Raw genomic sequence first — 24,766 nt, forward strand, 5'->3', positions numbered from 1 at the left:
TTGCGGTGGAGCTTTTTTGTATTGGCATAGCGTTAGTTTAAACAAAATAAAAATGGGTGGGTTTTAAAGACTTACGAGCAAAAACTAAATGATATGTGCAATTGAGTTGGTCGAATCGTGTCGAATAACGTCAGTTTTTAAGGTTTTTTTAAGGTGCCCTCCGTTATGCTGAGCATACATGTATAGATGCATAAATAGAACTTGAAGATGGAGGGATAGATGCGTAATGATTTCATTGAGAACATTAAGTAAGAGATACAACAGACATTTTCGAAGAATGGCACACCTGTTGCTAGCCATCATTCTCTTTATACCATCCTTGGTGATTGGAGGCGGGGTAACGTCGGCAGCATCCGGCTGGTCGATCATTGATGGGTATGGCGCAACTGGAATTAATGTAAATCCATCCATGAGAGGTGAAAAGCCTGCCATATTGGAATGGAATGGTGAAATTTATGTGGCATGGCGAGAAACAATTCCAAGTACGCCTACGATTGGTCAAATCAGGGTTAAAAAGTTTAATGGCTCAAATTGGGTTAGTGTTGACGGGGGTCACCAAACCTTTGGTTTAAATTACGATGTCAACAGAGATGTTGAGTCTCCAGCACTAGCTGTTTATGACAATGCGCTGTATGTGACTTGGTTGGAGAGAAATGCTTCTTATACTGCACAAGTTCGGGTCAAAAAATATGATGGTACGAGCTGGACAAATGCTGAAGGGGGCAACCCTGCCGGGATCAATGAAAATCCTTCCATCACAGCATCAAGTCCAAAATTGACTGCATATAAAGGCGAGTTGTATGCAATGTGGGGAGAAGCAGCTAAGATTCGAGCGAAGAAATACAATGGTACTACGTGGACAAGCCTTGATGGCGGCGGAACTGATGGGTTAAATATAACCCCAGGCAGTGGAGCAGGTGGATCAGCTATGATTGTATTTGGCAATGATTTATATGCACTGTGGTCTGAAAGAGTAGCGAATGGTTTTAATATAGTACGGGCGAAGAAGTATGATGGCACCAACTGGACGGTCGCTGACGGTGGAGCTGGCTTGAATAAGGTCAGTTGGAACAATGCCATAACCCCAGCCTTAAGTGTTATTGATAATCATATGTACGTATCATGGGTGGAAGCTCGTGGAGGTCAATATAGTACAGATGATCAGATTCGTGTTAAGAAATTTGACGGCACTACTTGGACTAATATTGATGGTGATGGCGAATACGGCATTAATGTAAATATAGGGCTACGCGCTTTCGAGGTTCAGTTAGCGGGTTTAAACAATGAGCTATATGCCATATGGACCGAGAATTCAAACGAGTGGGTAAACGGAGTTCCCGTTTTTAAGATCCGTGTGAAGAAGTATAATGGCAATGGATGGGTTCTGGCTGAAAACGGAAGAAATGGTGGACTGAATGCATTTGGAACTAAAACCGCCCGCAACCCTGCTATAACAGCCATGAACGGAGCGCTGTATGCGGTGTGGGACGAAAATGACAGGACAGTAGTAAATATAAGAGCAGCCCAATTCACACCGCCGCCTCCACCAAGCGTCACCAGTGTTACGGTAAGCCCAGTTACGACGAGCACCATGCAAGGTGGAAGCAGACAACTATCAGCTGCTGTTAACGCAGTAGGAGAGGCGCCAACGACGGTGACATGGAGCAGTAGTGACATAGCGAACAAGGTTACAGTAAATGCTGCGGGCTTAGTTACGGTTGCGCGGGACGCAACACCAGGCAATTACATCATCACGGCGACTTCCACGTTCGATAGTAGCAAAACAGCAACATCAACCGTTACGGTGACGTATGCACCAGCGGTTCAGAGTATAACGGTTAATCCAAGTACGGATAGCCTGATGCAGGGTGAGAGCACCCAGTTAACGGCAACGGTAGTAGCCGTAGGTGGAGCGCCAGACACGGTAAGATGGAATAGCAGTGATCTTAGTAATAAAGTGACGGTAGATGCAACGGGGAAGGTTAGTGTGGCATCGGATGCTGCACCGGGTGATTACACCATTACAGCATCTTCTACTTATGATACAGGCAAGAGAGAATCAGCGGTCATTACAGTCACATATGCACCAGCTGTTAATAGCGTTAGTGTTAGCCCAGATACCGACAGCCTGATGCAAGGAGAGAGCAGACAGCTGGTAGCAACGGTAAACGCTGTAGGTGGGGCGCCCACAACGGTGACATGGGCTAGCAGTGACACGGATAACAAGGTTGAGGTAAGCGATACTGGCTTCGTGACGGTCGCAGCAGATGCTGTGCCAGGGAACTACATGATTACCGCAACTTCGACGGTAGACAGCAGTAAAGTGGGTACAGCAAACTTTACGGTGACGTATGCACCAGCAGTAAACGGAGTCATCGTTACCCCTGATCCAGCAAGCGTTGTGCAGGGAGATAGCGTACAGTTAGAGGCTGTCGTTGATGCAGTTGGGGGAGCTTCGACGGAGGTAACGTGGAGCAGCAGTGATCTAACTGGCAAAGTTGAGGTGAGTGATACCGGCCTTGTAACGGCTGCAGCAGATGCTGTACCGGGAAACTATACGATGACAGCTACATCAATTGAAGACAGTAGTAAGACCGGAAGGGCAACCGTGACAGTGATGTATGCACCAGCTATTCACAATATCACTGTCAATCCGGAAAGTGCTAATGTCGCGCAGGGAAGAAGTGAGCAACTTACCGCCACGGTAACTGCGGTAGGTGGAGCAGATCCGTCCGTCTTGTGGACAAGCAATGATTCTAGCAACAAGGTAACAGTAAGCAGCATGGGGAATGTTAGCGTTGCTTCCGATGCTGTGCCAGGGGACTACGTGATTACAGCGACATCCGTGTACGATCTAACCAAGGTTGCAACGGCAAACATTAAGGTGACGTATGCACCGGCCGTGAACAGCGTCATTGTTGACCCGGCTACGGATAGCCTAATGCAGGGCGAGAGCAGACAACTGACTGCAACGGTAGACACTGTGGGCGGAGCCGATGTAACGGTGACATGGAGAAGTAGCGATACAACCAATAAGGTAAAGGTTAGCGACACAGGTTATGTTACGGTGGAAGCCGACGCTGAGCCAGGGGAATATACGATTTTCGCGACCTCGACAGTAGATATGAGCAAAAAAGGTAGCATGGTTCTCACGGTGACAGCAGCTCCAACGTATACGATTGCTCCAATTGAAGATCGCACATTAGAGTCGCTCATGCTTGATTACGAATCGGGTACCCAAGAAACGAACACCGTGTCCATTCAGCATACGGGTACGGGGAACTTGGCTAATTTATCTGTATCCCTTAGCGGAGATGATTCGGATGCCTTTGTTATCACGCAACCGGATAATGAATTGGCGGCTGGAGACCAGACCAATTTCACCTTACGTGCCAAAGACGGACTGCCAGCAGGGACATATACGGCTACGGTTACTTTGACGGCAGATCTGATGCTACCAGTCACTTTCCAAGTAACACAGGCGGTAAATCTGCCTAATGCACCAGCCAACCCTCGGAATCTGACAGCTGAACCTGGGGATGGTCATGTAATTTTAAAATGGGAAACGGAACCTGATGTAGAATACCGAATTTACATGGCAACAGATGATGATCCGGATCATAGGGTTGAAATCACAGACGAGGCATCGTCACCTTATACAATTCCTGAGTTGGTTAACGGCAAGACCTATTACTTTGTTGTAAAAGCAGAGAATAAGGGAGGGCTTAGCGAAGCCTCCAATCAGGTCAGCGTTATTCCATCAAGCGCTCCGGGGGTGCCAACAGATGTCACAGCGACCCCGGGCAACGGACAAGCCACGGTGAGATTTACAGCGCCGGCCCATGATGGTGGAAATCCAATTACGGGATACGAGGTGACTGTATCGCCAGGGAACACGATAATTACAGGAACCGCTAGTCCAATAACAGTACCAGGATTGAGTAATGGAACAAGCTATACATTCACGGTGAAGGCCATTAACGGTGCAGGCAAAAGTAGAGACTCGGTAAAGTCCAATGCAGTTGTGCCAGTAGCAGCTTCTACTCCGCCGACCAATCCGCCTGCAACAGAAGCTCCATCGACCACACCAGTAACGCCAGTCACCCCACCCACAACAACACCAACAGTGCCAACAACGGCAACGACAGGTGTCGATATTCTGGTTAATGGAAAAGTGGAGAATGCTGGACAAGCAACAATATCCCGGCGTAATCAACAAACGGCATTGACCATTGTGGTGGATCAGCAGAAGCTGAATGATAGACTGGCGGAGGAAGGGCAACGTGCTGTTGTCACAATTCCAATCCGTCAAACGTCTGACATCTTCGTTGGTGAGCTTAATGGGGAAATGATCAGGACGATGGAAGATTATCAAGCTGTACTGGAATTCCAAACGGAGCAAGCTTCATATACCGTTCCTGCAGGGCAGATTCGTATTGGGGAAATTGCAAGCCAACTTGGAGGGTCTAATGACTTGCAGGGAATCAAGGTACAGATTGAAATTGCAGCTCCGACCTCTATTCAATCGGACATTGTAGGGCGCGCAGTGACTCAGAATGAGTTAACACTGGTTGCTCAGCCGCTTAACTTTACAGTTAATGCTGTTTATGGCGATAAGTCCGTTGAAGTCAAAAATTTTGATGCTTATGTCGAGAGAACGATAGCTATTCCAGACGACATAGATCCTAACAAAATTACAACTGGCGTTGTCGTGGAGCCGGACGGAACGATTCGCCATGTTCCGACCAAGGTGCGTCAGAACAATGGAAGATACGAAGCTCAAATTAACAGCCTGACCAATAGCACATATGCTGTGGTATGGCATCCGCAACAATTTGCAGACGTGATTAATCATTGGGGTAAAGATGCTGTGAACGACATGGGATCTCGCATGATTGTGGAAGGCGTCGGCAACGGTACCTTCAATCCTGATCGAGCCATAACCCGTGCAGAATTCGCCACAATCGTTGTTCGTGGTCTAGGACTTCGTCCAGAGAATGGAGAAACACCATTTATGGATGTGAAGACCGAGGATTGGTACAACGGTGCTATTCGTACAGCACATGCTTATGGGCTGATTAACGGCTTCGAGGATGGTACCTTCCATCCTAACGAAACCATTACAAGAGAACAGGCGATGGTCATATTAGCGAAAGCGATGACGATTACTGGGTTGAAAGACAACCTGAATGCAGAGCCTTTAGATGCAACGCTCAAATTGTTCCAAGATGAAGCTACTGTATCCTCTTGGGCCCGCAGCAGTGCTGCGGACAGTGTGAAGTCAGGTCTTGTGCAGGGGCGCAGCCAGTCTTTACTAGCGCCAAAAGGTAAAATCACACGTGCCGAGATTGCGACGATTATGCAGAGATTGCTGCAGAAGTCAGATCTAATCTAGGTAGAGATAGTTAAAATTTTGGATAGATAGCATAAGGTAAATTACATGGGAACTAGAAAGCGGAACGAGGGCTAATTGGCTCTCGTTCCGCTTTTCTTATCATTCATGGAGAAGAAGTATGCTTCTCTCGGGGGTGTGATATAATCGGTTTACAGATGGTTTATCATTTCGGGATAAAGAGTTTCCCTAGTACGCATAGAGAGGTTTTGGATATGACGAAAGACAATTTTTGGCGTGAGTTACCACGACCATTTTTTATACTGGCACCGATGGAGGATGTGACGGATGTTGTGTTTCGTCATGTCGTGAGTGAAGCGGGGAGACCAGATGTGTTTTTTACGGAATTTGCGAACACGGAGAGCTACTGTCACCCAGAGGGGAACAAAAGTGTGCGTGGACGTTTGACGTTTACAGCGGACGAACAGCCTATTGTGGCTCATATCTGGGGAGATAAACCGGAATTCTTTCGTGAGATGAGTATCGGTATGGCAAAAGAAGGCTTCAAAGGCATCGACATTAATATGGGTTGTCCTGTAGCCAATGTTGCAGAGAATGGGAAAGGGAGCGGCCTGATCTGCCGTCCCGCAATCGCTGCGGAGATCATCCAAGCTGCGAAAGCCGGGGGATTGCCTGTCAGTGTGAAAACAAGGCTCGGGTTCACAGAAGTAGACGAATGGCGCGACTGGTTAACTCATATTTTGCAGCAGGATATTGTAAACCTGTCCATTCATCTGCGGACTAGAGAGGAAATGAGCAAAGTTGAGGCGCACTGGGAGCTGATCCCTGAGATTAAGAAGCTTCGCGATGAGATCGCGCCACATACACTTCTGACGATTAATGGCGATATTCCTGATCGTGAGACTGGCTTGAAGCTCGCTGAACAATATGGTGTGGATGGCATTATGATTGGGCGGGGGATTTTTCAGAATCCATTTGCCTTTGAGAAGCAGCCTAAGGAACATAGTAGTGAGGAATTGCTTAATCTGCTAAGGTTGCACCTGGATCTCCATGATCAATATTCAGCACAAGAGCCACGTTCATTCAGTGCGCTTACACGTTTCTTCAAAATCTACGTTCGTGGATTCCGAGGCGCAAGTGAGCTTCGCAATGACTTAATGAATGCAAAATCAACAAGCGTCGTGCGGACGCTGCTCGATGAGTTTGTAAGCAAAAGTCAGGATAGGGTTGAAGAGTCGTAACATATATGGAAAAAAGTAAAGCTAAACCGCAATTCTTCTGACTTCATGTCGGAGAAGCAGTTTAGCTTTTTTTCATCAACTGAAAAAACGATTATACACGTACACACTAAGCCAAGCAGCAAGGAGAACCCATACGATAATGAACAACGTAGCCGTGTACCAGTTTCTAGGTTTGCTTAACATCTCCTGTGCTTTGGGTTTGTTCTCTTCAATGACCACCTGAGGTATCATTTTCAGAGCGAGAACGATGCCTATTGGAACGATAATGAGGTCATCCACATAGCCGAGAATCGGTATAAAGTCTGGGATAAGATCGATGGGGCTGAAGGCATAAGCTACAACACACAATGTAAACAGCTTAGCAAACCAATTTACTCTAGGATCACGGTAGGATAGATACAATATGAGCAAATTGGACTTAAGCAATCTCGCAGCTTGTTTTAGTTTCTGTAATATGGTGATAGTCCCCCTCTATATATGTACATCCTGTTTACCTTATTTAAGCGGAATGTATAGATCGATCTTGGAATTAGGGTGGTCATATCCCAAATAACGGTGATCGTATAATTCAAAATCCTCTCGATCGTCCATTTCCTCTTTTGTATTCAGCAGCCATGTTCCCCAGATATACTGGAAGGTCTGCGGAAGCGCGCGCAGTGAGCCTGTGTGAGTGAATACCGCGTAACGTCCTGCTGGAAGTATCTTTTGCACGAATGGTTCAGGCAGCCCAGCAAAAGACTCAACCTCCACGCCAGCAACCTCTGTGAATAAAACCTCATGACTCATCTCGTACAAACTGTTCTCATGACACGCCTCGCAGATGCCAAATCCTCGTCCAGGAATGGAACGGTGGGGGATCTGAGTAGCGATGTGGTTGAACTCCTGCCACAAGGCGGCTAGCTTATTATCCTTAAGGGTGGTGTGTCCACGTATTCCGGCGATCTTCGTCTCGGGGAACAGAACAATGGTGGGCTGTATGGTGACGTTGAGCGTCAGATGATCCAGAACATTCGTGTGCAATTTCGACTTGGAAGCAATAAAGATATCTAAGCGATTAATGCGGTATTCCTGTGGGCTGATCTTATAGTTGAATTTAAACGCACGGCTAAACGACTCGGACGATTCAAACCCATTTTCCAGCGCAATCTCAATAACCTTTTTGTTCGTATAAAGTAAAGCTTTAGCTGCACTTGCTAATCGCCGTTTCTTAATATAACTGCCAATGCTTTCTCCCAATATCGCGCTGAATTGGCGGTTCAAATGGTAGTAGGAGTACCCTGCTGCCCGCGCAACCTCCTCCACTTTGATGGCTTCACCAAGTCTATCTTCGATATAGATGATTGCCTGCTCTAATGCTGGTCGGTAGTCCAATAGGAATCCCTCCATGATCAACGGTGCAAGGATTGGTATCCGAACATCGCCGGGTTCGCTCTCTCCAAGCTAATCTGAATCGTAGTCGATGTTTCCGGCAGGGGTTGTCTGATATCGTATGTGTACCAGCCGTTGGCGGCTCTACCGCCCCAACATAACTCTATTATACCTTCTGCGGGGGAGAACAGCATGCTTTTGGTTGTGCCGAAAAAGTCCTCAAAATAATGACAACACAGCCCGTTGGGGTAGCTCGACAGTAACATGTCCTTGAGCTGTTCTAGTGTTACATCCGTCGATCCCTCCAGTTGGGAAACAATCCATTCCGCTCGTCGCAAAGAATGAATCGCAGCCTGTGGCTCATAATGAATGAGTTCCGGAAGAACAGGATGATTGGTCGCCCAGAGAAACTGCTCTTGCGAGGCCGGGGCAATGTGCTTCGTAGCTTGGCTGCCATCCATCGTTTCGAATAAAGCGGCGTTACCGGATTGATCAAGCAGCATGATATTGACATTACAGGCAATTGGCATGTCTTTGAGATAGAGCAGCGCTTCTGGAACATTGGTGCAATGTTCCAGTACCGCTCGAATGGCTGCCCAGAAATGTAATCCTTTAAGCTTAGGTGCTCGCATGAAGGGCACAGCCCCAACGGGAAAACCGCAAGCACTCATCGTTACCGCAAGTCCATGCTCATTAAAACCATCGTCACGTCCAAAGCTCATCGTACTCGTACCCATGTGTGTGTATTTTCCTGTAACAGAGGTTCTAACAAGAGCAAAATCCTCCATCTGATGATTGAATTCATAGTTGCGAGCAAGTAAAGGTTTGTTCTGTGCTGTCATTGAGGGTAGCAGGGCAATCTGGCTGCATCGCGGGAGTAAGTACGATAAGGCATAATAAGCAATTTGTTTGGCATGTACGTGTAAGGCCTCTGCAAATCCAGCAATTTCTTCCGTTATGCCTGGGCACCATTCATTGAAGAGATGGATCGCTTCGCGATATTCGTTCTCTCCAAAGCCGTCAAGTGTGCGTGTATACGCGAGTTGTTGTGCTCTATTTTCAGAAATGAGTGTACCTAATCTATAGCCAATCTCGTAGTTTGTACCTTGTAATTCTAATGTGTGAACGGGAAGTGTTAACATCTCGAAACCTCCTTTTTTCCAAAGTTTACGGCAGGGAGATGAGGGGTGCATGATATTTTGTGCTGTTTTTTGAGTTATAGTAAAGTAAGATGAAGAGTGGAATGGATGTCTTAAAATGCATTTCGTGAACATGGTGTGCAGCATCTATCAAATGGATCAACATAGGAGGAATTATGTCCTGGAGTAAATTGAAGCAACAATTGGAGAGTTTCCTCTGTCCTGCGTTAGTTGGAAGAGTTGAATATGGATCAACCAGTTACCGGTATTCACCGGATAAGGCTGGACTTAGTTATCTTGTTGTAGATAAGAAGAACATTCTTAATATGATGGATAAGACGACCCCGATCCGCTGGTACCAGTCAGATCAGGAGATCAAGAATGATCCGCAGATTGAGATTCCGGTCAGTGATGAAGATATTGAAGAGGTTAGAAAAGCGACCAAAGGAAACGTGCCTGAGGATCGTCTCCCCGTTATGGCAAAAAGTAAGAAAAGCACAGCCGTAGCGAAAGAGATCTTGTCCGCACAGACTGCTCTAAGTAAATCCAATTTTAATGTGGTGGCGAATACGTTTTTGACGACTTCGATAGAGGTAAGCCTGGAGAGCGATGATATTCTGTTGAATATTCTGGCTCTGGTGGACAGGCGTGTGGGTAAGAAGCGAATATTGAACATGTCCGAGAAGGTGAAGTCTAAGCATTCCGCTGTGCAGTATTTTTATGAGTTACGGCGTAGTTCGTTATAGCTTTTAGCTATAACTAGTTATGGTTTTTAAGTATCTCTTCTAACTGCCTCTATCGTGATATGATACTCGTATACAACGAGGGGGTTATTTACATGACTGATAAGTTCCAGATCGTAGGAAGTTTATTGCGGCCGGATGAGCTGCTAGAATATAAAACGCAAATTGAACACCGTGATGATATCCAGTATCCGTTCTATAACCATTTTAAAGGATATGCACAGTGCGAAACCAAAGCAATCGAGCAGGTGGTCAAGAAAGAAATTGAGCATAACCTGTCGATTATTACAGACGGTGAATTCTCCAAGTCCATGTGGCATCTGGATTTTGTGTGGGGCTTCGGTGGAGTGGAGCGTTATATCGCGGATCATGGATACTTTTTCAGAGACGTGGACGGCACTTCGAAATATGAAACACGCAAAGACATTGGGCTTCGCATTACTGGCGAACTGAGCGGTAAGGATCACCATTTCATTCAACTGTTCAAACAGCTGCAAGACACGGCAGGAGATCAGCAAACGAAGCTTTGCGTACCATCACCTTCCCATATCTTCGGTGAGCTGTCCTGGTCGGATAACATTGGCGGCACAGACGCGGTGTACCAGAACATTCAGGAGCTCAAAGCAGGGCTTGTAAAAGCCTATAAAGAATTCGTAACAGAATTCGCTGCGGCTGGCGGCAAAATCCTGCAATTCGATGATTGCTTGTGGGAGCTGTTTGCAGACGACAACCCGAACTCTCCGTTTACTGGGGAGCATATCAATCAAGAGGAAGTACAGGGTCTTGCTACGGAATTCATTGATATTAACAACACCGTAATCGACTTCGGTCATAGTCTTGGCTTGAAAATGTGGACACATAACTGCCGCGGTAACTATGATTCCCGCAACATGGGTGGGGGATCATACGCAAAAATCGCGAATCTGTTCCTGAAGCAGTTGAAGTATGATCGCTTCTTCCTAGAGTGGGATGACGATCGTGCAGGTTCGATTGAAGCACTGGAAGTATTCAAGGACAGACCTGAAACGGAAATTGTACTGGGTCTGTTGTCTTCCAAAACAAGCACACTTGATGATGAAGATCGCGTAATCCGCCTGCTGGACGAAGCATCCAAAATTATTGATAAAGATCGTCTGCTATTGTCCCACCAATGCGGATTTGCATCCTGCGACGGTGGTAACGAGCTGAGCGAATCCGAGCAATGGGCGAAGATTGATCAAGGTCAACGGATTGCCAAGCAATATTGGGGCAGCTAATAACGTTTTGGAAAAATAGCAATACTTCATTCGTCGCAGTCGCAATCTCCGGATCCGAATAGCGATACATGAAGTTTATAGAGATGGCTTGCAGAATCCAGCAGTGGATCGCGAGTCATCTTTTTTTTATTTGGTATGCGAAGTTCAAGCTTATATCCTGCCACTGAATTCCTTCTTGAGGCGGAGGTTACGATCCATCGCTTGCAGGAGGTCGTTATTTTACCAAGAGGTATGATGGAATTGAAGTGAATAAAAGGGGATATGGGCTTCATATTCAGGGCCTAACTCTTTATATGCGGCATATAACACGGAAGGAGTTGTAGTTTGTGGGAACACTGATTGAATTCAAACAGGTTTCGAAGGAATATCAGATTGGTGAAGTGCGAATCAAGGCGCTGGACGATGTGAATTTTACGATAGCCGAGGGCGAGCTGGTCGTTATTTTGGGAGCAAGTGGTGCGGGGAAAAGCACAATTTTGAACATCCTTGGTGGCATGGATACGGCTACGTCAGGTCAGGTTATCATCGGCAATCAGGATATTACGAAATGGAACGAAAAAAAATTAACCGCTCATCGCGGGGAGAATGTTGGTTTTGTATTTCAGTTTTATAATCTGATCCCGAATCTGAATGCATTGGAAAATGTAGAGTTTGCCACGGAAGTATGCAGGGATCATCTCGACGCGGAAGCTGTACTGAACCAGGTGGGACTGTCGCATCGTCTGCACAACTTTCCATCTCAGCTCTCTGGTGGGGAGCAGCAAAGGGTTGCTATTGCACGAGCGCTCGCCAAGAATCCGATGCTTCTTCTATGTGATGAACCAACGGGCGCTTTGGACTACGTCACCGGCAAGGCTGTGTTGAAGCTTCTTCAAGAAGTGAATCGGGATCACAACACATGTGTCGTGCTGGTCACCCATAACGCCGCAATCGCTCCAATCGCCGACAAGATCATTAAGGTCAAAAGTGGTGGCATCGAATCGATCACAATTAATGATAACAAACAAAGCATCGAAGGAATTGAATGGTGATGAAGAAATTAGTCGTGAAGCTGTTCAGGGACTTGAAACAATCGGTTGTCCAATGTATGGCGTTAGTGTTGGTCATCGCTGTAGGCGCCTTCTTCTATGCGGGATTAAGTAGCTATAGCCAGAAGCAGCGTGAGTACACCAAGGATTATTTTGCAACATATAACTTAAGTGATCTGAATGTGTATTATGACCATGTGGCTGTAGAAGATGTAGCACAATTCGCTAAGGTTGACGGAGTTGAACGTATTGAAGCGCGTTATACAACGGATGCATTACAATACTTCGATGGTTATACAGCGGCATTCACTATCCATTCACTGCCGCCCAACAATCAGATCAATAGACCGATGATCATAGAGGGTCGTCTTCCTTCCCAACCTGCTGAGATCATGGTGGACTCGCATTATGCCGAGGAACATTCGTATCAGGTTGGTGATTCGATTCGTTTGAGCACGAATGGAAGAGAAGTGGCGTTTGAGATCAGCGGACTGATTGAGAATGTAGAATATGTGAAGAAAAATGCTACGCAAGACCACAAAACCTATGCCATAGCCTATGTTGCCCAAGATTCGATTCCGAAGATTGCAGGCAGTCTATATTACAATGAATTGCTCATTGATACCAAGGAAGGGCATGATGTGGATTTAATTGCGAAGACCATGGAAGCACAATCCGCAGACCTTTCATATCTAGGGCAAACGAGCAAAGAGCGGTCATTCGGATATGCCCAGATCCAGCAGACCATCTATAACAACGGCATGATGAGTAAAGTCATTCCGCTCATTCTCTTTTTGATCTCAGCGATCATTTTATTTCTAACCATGTCCAGAACAATTGATTCACAGCGCAATCAGATCGGCATCATGAAGGCTCTGGGGATTAAGAATAGCTGGATTATGTTTCATTACATGGGATATGCTCTGCTGGTTAGTATAATCGGGTCCCTCGTAGGCTGCATTGTAGCCAAATACGTGTTTATCCCATTAGTCACAGCATCTAGCGCCAAGTCATATTCGTTGCCTGGCATTACATTTTCGCTCTCCCCATGGTCGGTTCTGCCGCCGCTGTTGTTCTCTAGTAGCTTTGGACTCTTGTCCGTCTATTGGAGTGGTAGAACGATACTTAACGAGCGTGCAGCTCATGCCATGCGTCCGAAGCCACCCCGCAACATGAAGAACCTACTGATCGAACGAATTCCGGGAATGTGGAAGCGGATTTCCTTCAGCCACAAAATCATTTTACGAAACCTATTTCTGAACAAAAAGAAGGCAGTGGCAAGCTCCATTGGAACGATGGTGAGCATGGTATTGCTGATCATTGCCGTAGGTACCCAAGCGTCATTGCTGAAAATAGCCAACCAGATTGAGAATGTGTATACCTATGATCTGAGAGTAGATTACAAAATAGGTACTGCGCTTGAGGCAATCGACCTGCCCTCAGGTATTCAAAGCCATCACTTCATTTCTACCCTACCTGTGGAGCTCGTAGAGGGGAATAACAGAGAGAATGCCACGATGGTCGTGATGGAAAAAGAAAACAGCCTCATTCAATTGTTTGATCAGGCAGATCAACCAATCGCTATGGGGGATGATGGCGTGATTGTACCGAAATCCTATGCGGATCATTATAACATCGTAGAAGGCGACTTCATTCAACTGCGCTTCACGCAGCCGGAGCTACGGAACCAATCCGTGACGATGGAGGTTACCCAGATTGCGAACCAGTTTAATCACCCATCCTTTTATATCACGCCAACCTATTTGGAGAGCTTTAAGGTCGATAACCGTCCAACCTCGATGTTAATTAAAGCTAATGATGATACGGAGTTAACAAGCATACGCCATTTTTTTGAACAGGATCAACGTGTGAACTCCCTTACGGATAAGCAGGAAATTCAGGAATCGGCCAAATATATTCTGAACCAGAATCAATTTATGTTCGTGATGTTTATCATTAGTGCGGTAATTCTCTCCTTGGGAGCCGTCTACACGATCTCTTCCATTAACATTCATGAACGGAATAGAGAGCTTGCTACGCTCAAGGTTCTGGGTTATCCCATAGGTAAAATCAACAGTCTTATTTTTAAGGAAAACATCATATTAACCGGCTTGGCAGCTATTGTTGCGGTACCTTTAGGCATTTACTTTTTTGCGATGGTGATTAAGGCATTATCTAGTACCCATCAACAAATCCCAGATCAAATAAATGTGACGGGATTGCTGATCTCCGTCCTGCTGGCGTTCTTGTTAACCATGCTGTCCAACCTGCTATTAAGAAGGAACATTGCCAATATTCATATGACGGAGTCGCTAAAAAGCGTAGAGTAGCAAATCGAATGGATGCTGGAAATAGAGTGGCAAAACAAATAGAAGTTAGTGTGATATGCACCCACCATAATCACAGTAGAAGACGCCAAAATCTCTACGATAATGAATGGTGGGATTTTTTTGCAAAACCTTTAGCTAGTGTTAAGCGTATTAATGATTATGACGATTTGAGAGATTTTGTATCCTGTGGAGTTAAACAGGAGATATCTCTGTAAGAATGCTCAGACGGTTAAATGAGATGAAGGGAGAGCAGAACCAATGACACTTAATCCAACACCACTAAACCAAGAACAGCTCCTGAAGGAGCTAGACACACTAGGATATTCCAATAGGATGAAACAAATGGCGCTGCTCGCGCGTGTGCACCGAGAAGATAAAGGCTATTCGGCGTTACTAATAAGCTTGCTGGAGAGCGGCACCGCGTACGAGGCACATTTGGCACTGACTGGGGCTCAAGTTGCTAAGGATGAACAGGCTGTAGTGTTCGCTATGCAGCATCCTAAGGCAGGGGTCAGAGGGCGGGCGGCTAGATTGTTGCCAGAGCTCATCACCGATCCTGGGTATGCCATTGAATCCGAGATCACAACGATGTCCTACCATTGCCGTCGCCATTTGCTGCAGAGCATTGTGAACATCGGTAGACCGGATTGGGCAGAGCGATTGTTGCCCGTTGTGCTTACCCGCTGGGGAGCGCACGAGGCTGCGGTATTATTATCTGTATGTAGCGAGGAGACGGTTCGTAGCCGGCTCTCTGACTTAGGTTATGCGGTACATAATTGGCGAAAGTTAACGAGACGTTTCCCGGATCTGGTTGCAGAATATTTGGAGAATGAGCTGGAGAAGGCTACACATCGGGAGAAGGGAAATGTATGGTCGAAGCTCTCTTCCGCTGTTGAGAAGCTTAGTATTACAAGACCGGCTATCGTAATAGATTGCGCTCTGAAATATGGACCGAAGGAAGAGATTCATCCTGTCCTTTGGCGGCAATTAGGCATTCTTATCCAGGCTAATCCGGAGGGTGTGTTCGAAATGCTGACAAGAGAAGAGTCACGAGGGGATCTTTTGAGTTATGGGGTGCCCGCAGGTATTTTGAAGAAAAGAAGATGGTTTACAACAGCCCAATGGACAACATTTGTCACCTTGCTTGCAGATCAACCCCAGCATGTTGCCAAGGTGCTGGATGCACTCGCCCCATCATCTCGTCAAGCGATGTTTGATGCCGCATACCCAGAAGCTGAACGTAGAACACGTTTATTTCCTACCTCGTTGTTAGATGTGTTGCCACATCAATTACGGGATAAGGAAGCTTCGCGTATGCTGGAGCTTCGGGAGATTCGCGATGATCAGTATCAGACGTTTGAAATTACAACAAGGCGTTTGATTGGACATACGAGAGCGGATCTAGAGGGATCAGTTCAAGTATCTAATGCGGATGAGCGTGCTCTAGCTTATAGGCGGTTGATTCAGAGCACAATTCTATCTCGGCGCGGTATGGACGATACACTTCATTTCTTGACCCGAATCAAAAACGACCAAGATCCGGTTCGATTTGCAGCTATATCAGAACTGTCGAATAGTCCCGCGCACATGTTCAAGGAGGAGCATATAGAGGATCTAACCGTGTTGATAGATAGTGTGGTTGAAGCACGAGATACCTCATATGGGACGAAGAACGTAACGGAAAGATTGGCTTTTGACTTACTGAGGGAGCATGCACTGGAGCCGGAGAGCAAGCTATTTAGATTCGCTTTGCGAACATTTGAGAGAATGGTTATGCGTGATGGGCAGTTTGTATTGTTCGCCAAAGATTGGGATAGCATACCCAGTCATGCACTTGAAATTTTGTTTGATGAGATTTATGCTTTTGCCACGGAAGCTAACAAACGTGAAAATGACCATGTAGTTCTGCGGATGGCAGATGCATTCGGTAAAGCTGTAGAGCGACTGCCGAAGCTCCAACACTTGTTAGAGCAATTGGTCAAAACTCAAAAGTCTCCTGCACAGGCTGTGCGGCACTGGCTAGCTCCTTATAAAACGCGAGATGAGAGAGTCAGAGAGCTGCTCGACAGAGATCCGTCCTTCATTTCATTCTATGAGGTATTCAACCATCTGCATTTGAAACGACAAGAGTGGCTAGACCCGTTTATCTCAGGAAAAGTTATTAAAGGAAAACATCTATCAGGCAAAACGATCTATCTTGTGCCAGCCTATAATGGATTTTATCGTTGGCTGCCACGTCAGCAAAAAGCTCTTGCTACCTTGCTTGAACGAGTCGCATTAGATGCTAAACGCAGCTTCCATGAGCGTGCATCGGCGATGAGAACTCTTGCGAGTATGCCCGACTATGCTTCGGATCAACTGGAAGTCCTGTTGCAGGATAAGGAAGTACACGTCGTTGAAGCAGCGCTTCATGCGTTTTCGTTATGGGAAGAGCCGGAGAAGGCACTCCCTGTTTTGTTAGACAACCTAGAGGGAGACCGGGCACGTGTTGCGATGTATTCGATTCCTAGATGCGCGCGTAGGGTAAGTCCGTTTTTGCTAACATCCATTCTCTCAGAGCTGCTAGATCGGGAGAAACTGAAAGTTACGGTTAGAAAAGAAGCGATTCGACTTCTGGGCGCTTATAAAACGAGTGATAGCATGTCTCTGCTCGTTCGAGAATACGAGAAACCGAATACGCACAAAGACGTGATTATTGCTATAGGTCATGCGGCAAGGCAATGTCTTGACGATGAACGGAGCTGGGCGATGATGAGCACAATGGCTTCGTCCCCACAGCGGGACATCGCACGGAGCCTACTGAACCAGCAACCAGGGGATCTTCCTGTGGAGGCGCGTCCGCGATATCTGCAATGGATTACAGAGATTGCAGATCACACGGATTCGACTGTTGCGAAAGAAGCTTTTCGGGCAATGACCCGGTGGGTGAACGGGAACGAAGAGGTTATTGCGACCTGCGCGAGCAGAGCACTCGGTGATCTCCAGGATAGCTCACGTTGGGGAGCAGCGCTTGATACACTAGTTTCAACTTGTCATGATGGCCAAACGAATGAACAGGTCATCGCCGTGTGCAGACAATTAGCTGATACTGAAACGACCGCTGATTGGAATGCCGGAACCGAGCGTGATCTGCCACACCGGCAGCGTTTGCTCGCCTTAATTGATAAACTTGCCTCATTGCCTCGCCCTGTTAGGCGGTTACTTGTTCCTTTATATGAAGGCTTAATTGAATGTCTCCAGTCTCAAGATACGATGAAACCTTCTGTGATTAAGTTGCAACTAGCTATGACGGATTGGAGCAATACTGACGGAGCAGTCGCTAGTTTGAATACTGTTATTGCGATGGTGGATGGACAGCCTTATTTGTTGGACTATGCATACCATCAGGTTGCACGAGTCGTCAATGACAGCAAAGGTTACTGGAAACCGGAGGGGCTGCTTGAACTCGTGGATCGATTGAATGCTCAGCCGCAGCTCGCTTCCTCATATATTGGTCTTTCGCTGTTGAAGATTGCCGGAAAGGCTTTATTATGGAACGAGGCTTCTGCCGATCGGTTAAGGGCTTATCGGAATCATGATCATGAGATCATCCGCATGATGGCATTAAATTTGTGGACTGTTGTTGAATAAAAACACGATCTGAATTCGCTAGTGTTTATAACTTTAGTTCGAAGTTACGTGAATATAAATAATCAAAGATCGGTCTTTACCTCCATACGGCGGTGAGTCCGGTTTTTTTTTTTGATCTATTTTCATACAAGTGAGCAGGCGATCTAGGACAAATACATAATTGTGATTCATCTCACTTTCATGCTATTCCAGCTACTTTAAAATTAATGGAATGTGTATGAGGAGGAGAATGGATGATGAAGCCTCAGATGAAACCGCGAGATTATGCTAAATATCCGTTCATTGTGATCTGGGAGGTCACACGAGCGTGTGCTCTGAAATGTCTTCATTGCCGGGCGGAAGCCCAGTATAGAGCAGACCCAAGGCAGCTGACAACAGAACAGGGGAAAAAATTGATCGATGACATTGCGGCAATGGAAGAGCAGCCGTTATTTGTGTTTACGGGTGGTGATCCGTTAATGCGAACGGATTTATTTGAGTTAGCAGAGTATGCCATCAAGGAGAAGCAGCTTCCTGTCTCCATGACACCAAGTGCTACACCCAAGGTGACGCGTGCTGCAATAACGAAAGCGAAAGAAGTAGGTTTATCCCGCTGGGCATTCAGCCTGGACGGTTCGACAGCGGAGATCCATGACCATTTTCGCGGAACGAAGGGTTCTTACGATATGACGATGAAGGGCATCCAGTATCTGCAAGAAGCTCACATTCCGATTCAAGTGAATACCACCGTTTCCCGATACAACCTGCATGATTTGCAGGCGATTAGCCGCAAGGTGAAGGAGATGGGCGTGGTTCTGTGGAGTTTATTTTTTCTGATCCCGACAGGGAGAGCCCAAGAGAAGGATATGATTAGCCCAGAAGAGCATGAAGAGGTCATGAAGTGGATGGTGCGCATTGCGCAAGAGATGCCATACGGGGTGAAATCGACGGAGGCACCGCACTATCGGCGGGTGATGATGCAGGGTCGCGGGGCAGCGGGATCCGAGCGTAGCTCTATGAAACGTGTGGATATGCTGGGACGTGCACCTCAAAGTGTGAATGATGGGGATGGATTTGTATTTATCAGTCACACTGGCGATGTGTATCCTAGCGGATTTCTGCCTGTTGTGTGCGGCAATGTGAAGGAGCAAGCGCTCATTGATGTGTACAGGAATTCTCAAGTAATGCAGACGTTGCGAGACAAGTCTCAATTACAGGGCAAATGTGGTGTCTGTGAATTCAAAACGATGTGCGGTGGATCAAGGGCAAGAGCGTATGCGCTTACGGGAGACTATATGGCGAGTGATTCTGCATGTGCCTATATTCCGTCTGCGTTGCGACAAAGATAATACTGGTGGGAAGTGTGAAATGGATAAACAACGCAGGAAGCAAATCGTTATTGCTGGAGGCGGAATTACGGGACTCAGTACGGCTTATTATGTAGAGCAGTTGTGCAGGGTGCACGCGATTGAAGCAGAGATCGTGTTGGTGGAGAAAAGTGATCGACTCGGCGGACATGTGCATACCGGGAAAAGGGATGGATTTGTCATTGAACGGGGGCCGGACTCGTTTCTTGCTCGGAAAACATCAATTATTGAACTTATGCAGGAGCTGGGCATCGGCGATGACATCGTTGGCACAAGACCTGGGATATCCCACAGTTACATTGCTTATCGGAATCGGCTGCATCCCATCCCGGATGGCTTTATGCTTGGCGTACCGACAAAGTGGAAACCTTTCATTACAACGAAGTTGTTAACTGTGCGGGGGAAGGTGCGAGCAGCTGCCGATCTGGTTTTGCCAAAAAGGTCAAGTGCAACAGATGAGTCTCTTGGTCAACTGCTTCGTAGACGACTCGGAGATGAGGTGCTGGAACAGATTGCCGAGCCACTGCTGGCTGGGATCTATGCAGGGAATGCAGATGCTCTAAGTGTGCAGGCTACCTTTCCAATGCTGCAAGAAACGGAACAAAAGCATCGGAGCTTAATTGTAGGTATGCTTGGCGTTCGAAAGAGCAGAGTTCCGAAGCAACCTAACCAATCGAGCCAGACGGCAATTAAAACTACAAGTAAAACTGGACGTGGTAGTGGTAGTACAAGTACGGTGAAGAAAAGCATGTTTTTAAGTGCCCGTGGAGGGTTGGAAGAAGTCGTGACTCATCTCGAAAAGTCGTTATCCTCCAGTATTAATATGATGAAGAATACAGAAATATCAGGTGTCACACATGAAGGGGAGCGTTATGTTGTTCACTTGCATAATGGAACGAAGCTTCATGCAGATGCGATGGTAATCGCTACTCCTGCCCATGTAGCAGCTAGGTTATTGCCCGACCCGTCTATATCCGAGTTATTGCAAACCATTCCCTACGCATCCGTGATGAATGTTGTACTTGCTTATCGCGCGCAGGATGTAGGCATCTCCTTGGAAGCATCGGGCTTCGTTGTTCCCCGTAAAGAGGGGCGAACGGTAACAGCCTGTACTTGGACGTCTTCCAAATGGGCACATACGGCTCCAGAGGGTCACATTCTGTTAAGAGCTTATGTGGGCAAATACGGGCAGGAGAATGATGATCAGCTCTCAGATGAGAAGCTGGTGCACCATGTACGCCGTGAACTGGAAGAGATGATGGGCATATCTGCGGATCCAATCTTTACGGAAGTGAACCGACTCCCCGATGCAATGCCACAATATAAGGTGGGACATCTGGAGCGTATGCAGGAGCTGGACGATGCTCTGGCAACGGTTATGCCAGGTGTGTACCTTGGCGGTGGGGGATACCGTGGGATCGGAGTTCCGGATTGTATATCCCAAGGTAAGGCTATGGCGAATAAGTTGTTAACCAGATTAATAGATATGAGTGTGTAGTTTTTAGGTTCTTAACCAAATTGTCGCGGCTCTCAGGAGTGGCGGCTATTTGTGTTGTTGTTGGCTGAGAGAGAGCATTAAAAGTGATGACTTCAGCTCTTTGTGAATGTATGATGTGGGAGCAACTGTGATAAAATAAATATAGGTCTAATAACATCGTAAACTATGAATAGTGTTTCTATAGAAAGGGGCATACCCTCCAATGAATCTAGAAGAAGTGATGCAGGAGCTTGAAGCCTTAGGCAAGGAACGGACGAAAAAAATATATATGTCCAATGGCGCGCACGAGCCACTTTTTGGTGTTGCTACTGGTGCGATGAAACCGATGTCCCGTAAGATTAAGAAAGACCAGGAACTTGCCGACCAACTCTATGCTACGGGCAATTACGATGCAATGTATTTTGCTGGCGTTATTGCTGACCCCGAAGCCATGACTGCAGCAGATTTTGAGCGTTGGATGGAAACAGCTTATTTCTACATGATCTCTGATTATATCGTAGCGGTCACACTCGCGGAAACAGATATTGCTCAAGAGGTTGCCGATGCTTGGATCGCGAGTGGGGATGAGCTGAAGATGTCAGCAGGCTGGAGCTGTTACTGTTGGTTGCTCGGAAGCCGCAAGGATAATGAGTTTTCCTCAGATAAGCTAGAAGCAATGCTGGACCAGGTGAAAGATACAATTCATGATTCGCCGGAACGAACAAAATTTTCTATGAATAACTTCATATATACTGTAGCGACATCTTATCAACCTCTACATGATCAGGCAGTGGAGACAGCTAAGCTGGTTGGCCCTGTTGAAGTGAATAAGGACAAGCCTAAGAGCAAACTAATACAAGCTTCTGAGAACATCCAGAAGACCGTGGATCAAGGGCGGATAGGTTTTAAACGCAAGTATGTAAGGTGTTAGTACGAGATTGGATGAAGAAAACCGCTACCTATGTGAACTGCACCCCAATTGTTAGACACAACTACCAATTGAAGGTGCAGTTCATTTAAGGAGCGGTTTTCTTATTCTACTTGGTGCACACAATGATTACGCATACTATCACGATTTCTTCATTCTAAGGATAGGGTCTTGATCATGAAAAGCAATACAAACTGCGAGTGAACTTGCACCAGGTAGTGATTGATATGCTTTGGCATAAGATACAACGGTTCTAGCGATTAAGTATATCGTTGAACCAAGAGCTGTCGCATTACCATCAAATCTTTCTAACGCATAAATGTTAGCAAACGCTTCTAAAGAAGGGCCTTCTAGATCCTCAAGCCAATCACTAGCCCAATCATCATCATGATCCTCGAGTGTACTGTATTGCTCACAAATATAAAAAGCGCTATCCCAGTTGTTATCTAAATCATATTCAAAGTAGATTGCTTTGGCCAATTGTTGCTGAGCCAATGTAATAGATTGGTGGAGGCCAGATTTAAGGTCATTCACATACTCATTTAAGTTCACTTGCTTAATTGCAAGGGCTCGATCCACTCCAGCTAACCTGGAACAAATACGAAAATACTTTTCTTCAATTTCTTCAAGGTGCTTACTACTTAAATCTACCTGTAGTTCATCTAAATACTGGAACATGTCCATCCTGCTACCTCCAATGTTACTAAGGTTGAGTATAGGCTGATCTATTTGTGGTTACATGAGTTTATCTTCACTCGAAAGAACTATCTACCATCATTAATGGCTTTGAAGAGTAGTTCTTCGTAAGCCTTCACACTATCGCTATCTACTGCTTCTGCCCCTGTAAACACATTCTTAGTGTTGTGATAGAAGGCAAGAGCGAAGTCCCTTACAACAGAAACATCGTGATGTTCTAACACAATGGCTTGAAATAAATTGTTTAACATGTATTCTGCATTCGAGCCGTCTTCGAGATATTGAAAATTAATAAACTCCTGAAGGACATGGTACTTAAACTCTTCGAGTTCATCTGTTGTAGGCTTGTACTCCCGTGCAAGCTTTTCGGTAGCTTCTGCTTTGGCTGTAGGTGAAAGGGCGCTGTCAGCCAATTCATTTACTTTTGATCTCCAATCTACCAAAGTTTGTTCTGTCTGGTCATTCTGTTCCGGCTGTTCGACGGCACTGGTCGTAGATACTTCCTCTTTTGCCACAGCTGTTGCGCTTTCTGTACCTTCTGTACTTTCAGTACTTGCTGGTGCAGTCTCTCCTGCCTTTGTCGTTGCATTGCATGCACTCAACACGGAAACTACCATAAAGGCTGATAAAACGAGTGCTAATTTCTTCACAATATTTCCTCCATTGGTATGTAATCTTAATAAGTCTACCAGATGATATGTGAAGTTTCTACGTTCATTGGGTTCATTACAAGATGTGTAGGCATCAAAAAGGGGTCATTTACGCCGATGTGGGTGCTCATATCAATTGGTGATAATAAGGTGAAATACCACAGATTGATTCTCATTCATCCGCTTCATTATATGATATAATTTTTCACTGAGCGTGCAAAAATGGAGAGCAAGCACAGTTATATGTAGCTACTTCATACCTGCGCCCCGATCGCAATCTAGCATAGGTGGAAGACTTCATAGGCAGCATTCATGTCTAGCATATGGGAGCTGCGGATAGATAAAATTATTTTATTATAGGAGTTGTCTAACGGAACATGAATAAAAAAGAAGTCGCGCATATACGCAAACAATTCAAAATGGATCACGATCTACTGAATATTCACGATATTCTTAACGTCTATATTACGAAAGAAACGAATGAGGTCTACCATTGGGAGCGCCACCCGTTTGAGCTCGTGGATCGGGAAAAGCAAGAGCTATACATGGGGAATTTCAAAAAACTACTAACCGGCGAACTAGATCAGAAATTGTTCGAGCTGAAGTTTCAAGAACAGGCAGAGGAGCCTGCACAGGTGATGCTGCACCAAGCACTCGTAACAGGTGATCCGGACGAATGGTCAGACCTGATGTTGCTGCTTGTGGATCGTATGCTGGCCGATGCGAAGTATGAGCGGGACATGGTAGTTACGTTTGTTAAGGGGCAATACTACTTGCCAACTCAGGCCAGAAACGAAGCAACGGAAGAGAGTGAGAAGAACGAAGTGTTTGCTCATCCCTTCATTCTGTGCAGCGTAAATTCAACGGAAAAACAAAAGAAGACAATGTTGTTTGACTATGTGGAACGGGAGTTTAAGTATAATGTCATTGTTGATCCGATTATCAAATTGAGCACGCCAGAGCAGGGGTTCCTGTATCCGAGCGTGACAGATAATTATTCTGACGTAAATCGTGTTCTATACTGTACCGGGAAATCCAATTTTCCAGATCCACACTTTGTAGAACAGGTGTTGAATGGCGATCGGTCTGTGACAGCACTGGAGGAACGAGCCATCTTTGAAGATATCGTGAAAGAGATCACGGGGGAACAAATGGATGCGTCTACCCTTGCTCATGTATATGAGGAGATTAACCGAGTGATTGAAGTGAGTGAAGAGTCACACGAGGAAGAGCCGCCGAAGCTTGATTACAAGGATGTGGAGCGTGTACTCACCGCGAGCGGTGTAGAGGATCTGACAGAGGAGAAAGTAGAGCGGGCATTCGAGACAATTGTGGATAACAAGAACTATGAGTTGAAGGCCAATAGTGTCATGCCGAAATACACTTCCAAATCGATCAAAATTGATACCAAAGTTGCCACGATCTCGGTCAGCCCACAGGATTTAAAATATGTGAGACAAGTCAACTATCAGGGCAAACGCTGCATTATGATTGAGGTTGATGAGGATGCCGTTATCGAAGGATTTACACTTACTACAGAGACGCTATAAAAAGATAATCATATGAAATTTCCATGGGATT

The 24,766-nt window shown here is 46.0% G+C and carries 16 protein-coding genes; 11 read left to right on the forward strand and 5 right to left on the reverse strand.

The features are described from left to right. Positions 1 to 226: 226 nt before the first annotated feature. Positions 227 to 5,395 carry an Ig-like domain-containing protein gene (locus tag M3636_RS21955; RefSeq protein WP_251384015.1) on the forward strand — a complete coding sequence of 1,723 codons (5,169 nt, stop codon included), beginning with the start codon at positions 227 to 229 and terminating at the stop codon, positions 5,393 to 5,395. A gap of 212 nt (positions 5,396 to 5,607) precedes the next feature. After that, complete coding sequence (locus M3636_RS21960; protein ID WP_251384016.1) at positions 5,608 to 6,594, forward strand: tRNA dihydrouridine synthase; 987 nt, start codon at positions 5,608 to 5,610, stop codon at positions 6,592 to 6,594. Between the two features lie 75 nt (positions 6,595 to 6,669). Here the strand turns inward: M3636_RS21960 and M3636_RS21965 are convergent, their stop codons facing one another. The 3 genes from M3636_RS21965 to M3636_RS21975 form a co-directional block, all read right to left on the reverse strand. After that, positions 6,670 to 7,020 (reverse strand): YkvA family protein, encoded by a 351-nt coding sequence (locus tag M3636_RS21965; RefSeq protein ID WP_251384017.1) that lies wholly within the window; start codon positions 7,018 to 7,020, stop codon positions 6,670 to 6,672. A 69-nt stretch (positions 7,021 to 7,089) separates the two neighbouring features. After that, complete coding sequence (locus M3636_RS21970) at positions 7,090 to 7,965, reverse strand: AraC family transcriptional regulator (RefSeq protein WP_251384018.1); 876 nt, start codon at positions 7,963 to 7,965, stop codon at positions 7,090 to 7,092. Positions 7,966 to 7,982: 17 nt separating this feature from the next. After that, positions 7,983 to 9,104 carry a C45 family autoproteolytic acyltransferase/hydrolase gene (locus tag M3636_RS21975; protein WP_251384019.1) on the reverse strand — a complete coding sequence of 374 codons (1,122 nt, stop codon included), beginning with the start codon at positions 9,102 to 9,104 and terminating at the stop codon, positions 7,983 to 7,985. A gap of 173 nt (positions 9,105 to 9,277) precedes the next feature. Between M3636_RS21975 and M3636_RS21980 the strand changes: the two genes are divergently transcribed. From M3636_RS21980 to M3636_RS22015, 8 genes are all read left to right on the forward strand, one after another. Beyond that, entirely contained in the window at positions 9,278 to 9,847 is a 570-nt protein-coding gene (locus M3636_RS21980) for an SF0329 family protein (RefSeq protein WP_145410203.1), read from the forward strand. Positions 9,848 to 9,939: 92 nt separating this feature from the next. Beyond that, on the forward strand, positions 9,940 to 11,100 hold the full coding sequence (locus M3636_RS21985) for a uroporphyrinogen decarboxylase/cobalamine-independent methonine synthase family protein (RefSeq protein WP_251384020.1): 1,161 nt from the start codon (positions 9,940 to 9,942) through the stop codon (positions 11,098 to 11,100). A 326-nt stretch (positions 11,101 to 11,426) separates the two neighbouring features. Further along, on the forward strand, positions 11,427 to 12,131 hold the full coding sequence (locus M3636_RS21990) for an ABC transporter ATP-binding protein (protein ID WP_251384021.1): 705 nt from the start codon (positions 11,427 to 11,429) through the stop codon (positions 12,129 to 12,131). Beyond that, positions 12,131 to 14,458, forward strand: coding sequence for an ABC transporter permease (locus tag M3636_RS21995; RefSeq protein ID WP_251384022.1), 2,328 nt, complete (start codon positions 12,131 to 12,133; stop codon positions 14,456 to 14,458). The genes M3636_RS21990 and M3636_RS21995 overlap by 1 nt, the downstream gene beginning before the upstream one ends. Before the next feature lie 258 nt (positions 14,459 to 14,716). Next, positions 14,717 to 18,088 (forward strand): HEAT repeat domain-containing protein, encoded by a 3,372-nt coding sequence (locus M3636_RS22000; protein ID WP_251384023.1) that lies wholly within the window; start codon positions 14,717 to 14,719, stop codon positions 18,086 to 18,088. A gap of 236 nt (positions 18,089 to 18,324) precedes the next feature. Then, a complete protein-coding gene (locus tag M3636_RS22005) occupies positions 18,325 to 19,416 on the forward strand; it encodes a TIGR04053 family radical SAM/SPASM domain-containing protein (protein WP_251384115.1) in 1,092 nt (363 codons plus the stop codon). A gap of 19 nt (positions 19,417 to 19,435) precedes the next feature. Next, positions 19,436 to 20,932: a protoporphyrinogen oxidase gene (gene hemG, locus M3636_RS22010; RefSeq protein WP_251384024.1), complete on the forward strand. Its 1,497-nt coding sequence runs from the start codon at positions 19,436 to 19,438 to the stop codon at positions 20,930 to 20,932. A gap of 202 nt (positions 20,933 to 21,134) precedes the next feature. Continuing rightward, positions 21,135 to 21,842, forward strand: coding sequence for a DNA alkylation repair protein (locus tag M3636_RS22015; protein WP_251384025.1), 708 nt, complete (start codon positions 21,135 to 21,137; stop codon positions 21,840 to 21,842). Positions 21,843 to 21,980: 138 nt separating this feature from the next. On the opposite strand, the gene M3636_RS22020 is transcribed toward M3636_RS22015, so the two are convergent. Both M3636_RS22020 and M3636_RS22025 read right to left on the reverse strand, forming a co-directional pair. Next, complete coding sequence (locus M3636_RS22020; RefSeq protein ID WP_251384026.1) at positions 21,981 to 22,523, reverse strand: hypothetical protein; 543 nt, start codon at positions 22,521 to 22,523, stop codon at positions 21,981 to 21,983. Positions 22,524 to 22,603: 80 nt separating this feature from the next. Next, the gene (locus M3636_RS22025; RefSeq protein ID WP_251384027.1) at positions 22,604 to 23,185 is read right to left on the reverse strand and encodes a hypothetical protein; all 582 of its coding nucleotides are present in this window, start codon (positions 23,183 to 23,185) and stop codon (positions 22,604 to 22,606) included. A gap of 377 nt (positions 23,186 to 23,562) precedes the next feature. On the opposite strand from M3636_RS22025, the gene M3636_RS22030 reads away from it, so the two are divergent. Beyond that, positions 23,563 to 24,735 (forward strand): DUF4317 domain-containing protein, encoded by a 1,173-nt coding sequence (locus M3636_RS22030; protein ID WP_251384028.1) that lies wholly within the window; start codon positions 23,563 to 23,565, stop codon positions 24,733 to 24,735. Positions 24,736 to 24,766 lie beyond the last annotated feature (31 nt).

Origin of the sequence: Paenibacillus sp. MER 99-2, from assembly GCF_023714095.1 — a bacterium.
Classification (GTDB): Bacteria; Bacillota; Bacilli; order Paenibacillales; family Paenibacillaceae; genus Paenibacillus.

What these genes read in the sequence shown, in the direction of transcription:
- M3636_RS21955 (WP_251384015.1), top strand. Translation starts at nt 227, where the DNA reads ATGATTTCATTGAGAACATTAAGTAAGAGATACAACAGACATTTTCGA.
- M3636_RS21960 (WP_251384016.1), top strand. Translation starts at nt 5,608, where the DNA reads ATGACGAAAGACAATTTTTGGCGTGAGTTACCACGACCATTTTTTATA.
- M3636_RS22000 (WP_251384023.1), top strand. Translation starts at nt 14,717, where the DNA reads ATGACACTTAATCCAACACCACTAAACCAAGAACAGCTCCTGAAGGAG.
- M3636_RS22005 (WP_251384115.1), top strand. Translation starts at nt 18,325, where the DNA reads ATGAAGCCTCAGATGAAACCGCGAGATTATGCTAAATATCCGTTCATT.
- M3636_RS21980 (WP_145410203.1), top strand. Translation starts at nt 9,278, where the DNA reads ATGTCCTGGAGTAAATTGAAGCAACAATTGGAGAGTTTCCTCTGTCCT.
- M3636_RS22030 (WP_251384028.1), top strand. Translation starts at nt 23,563, where the DNA reads ATGAATAAAAAAGAAGTCGCGCATATACGCAAACAATTCAAAATGGAT.
- M3636_RS21995 (WP_251384022.1), top strand. Translation starts at nt 12,131, where the DNA reads ATGAAGAAATTAGTCGTGAAGCTGTTCAGGGACTTGAAACAATCGGTT.
- M3636_RS22020 (WP_251384026.1), bottom strand. Translation starts at nt 22,523, where the DNA reads ATGGACATGTTCCAGTATTTAGATGAACTACAGGTAGATTTAAGTAGT.
- hemG (WP_251384024.1), top strand. Translation starts at nt 19,436, where the DNA reads ATGGATAAACAACGCAGGAAGCAAATCGTTATTGCTGGAGGCGGAATT.
- M3636_RS21975 (WP_251384019.1), bottom strand. Translation starts at nt 9,104, where the DNA reads ATGTTAACACTTCCCGTTCACACATTAGAATTACAAGGTACAAACTAC.
- M3636_RS22015 (WP_251384025.1), top strand. Translation starts at nt 21,135, where the DNA reads ATGAATCTAGAAGAAGTGATGCAGGAGCTTGAAGCCTTAGGCAAGGAA.
- M3636_RS21985 (WP_251384020.1), top strand. Translation starts at nt 9,940, where the DNA reads ATGACTGATAAGTTCCAGATCGTAGGAAGTTTATTGCGGCCGGATGAG.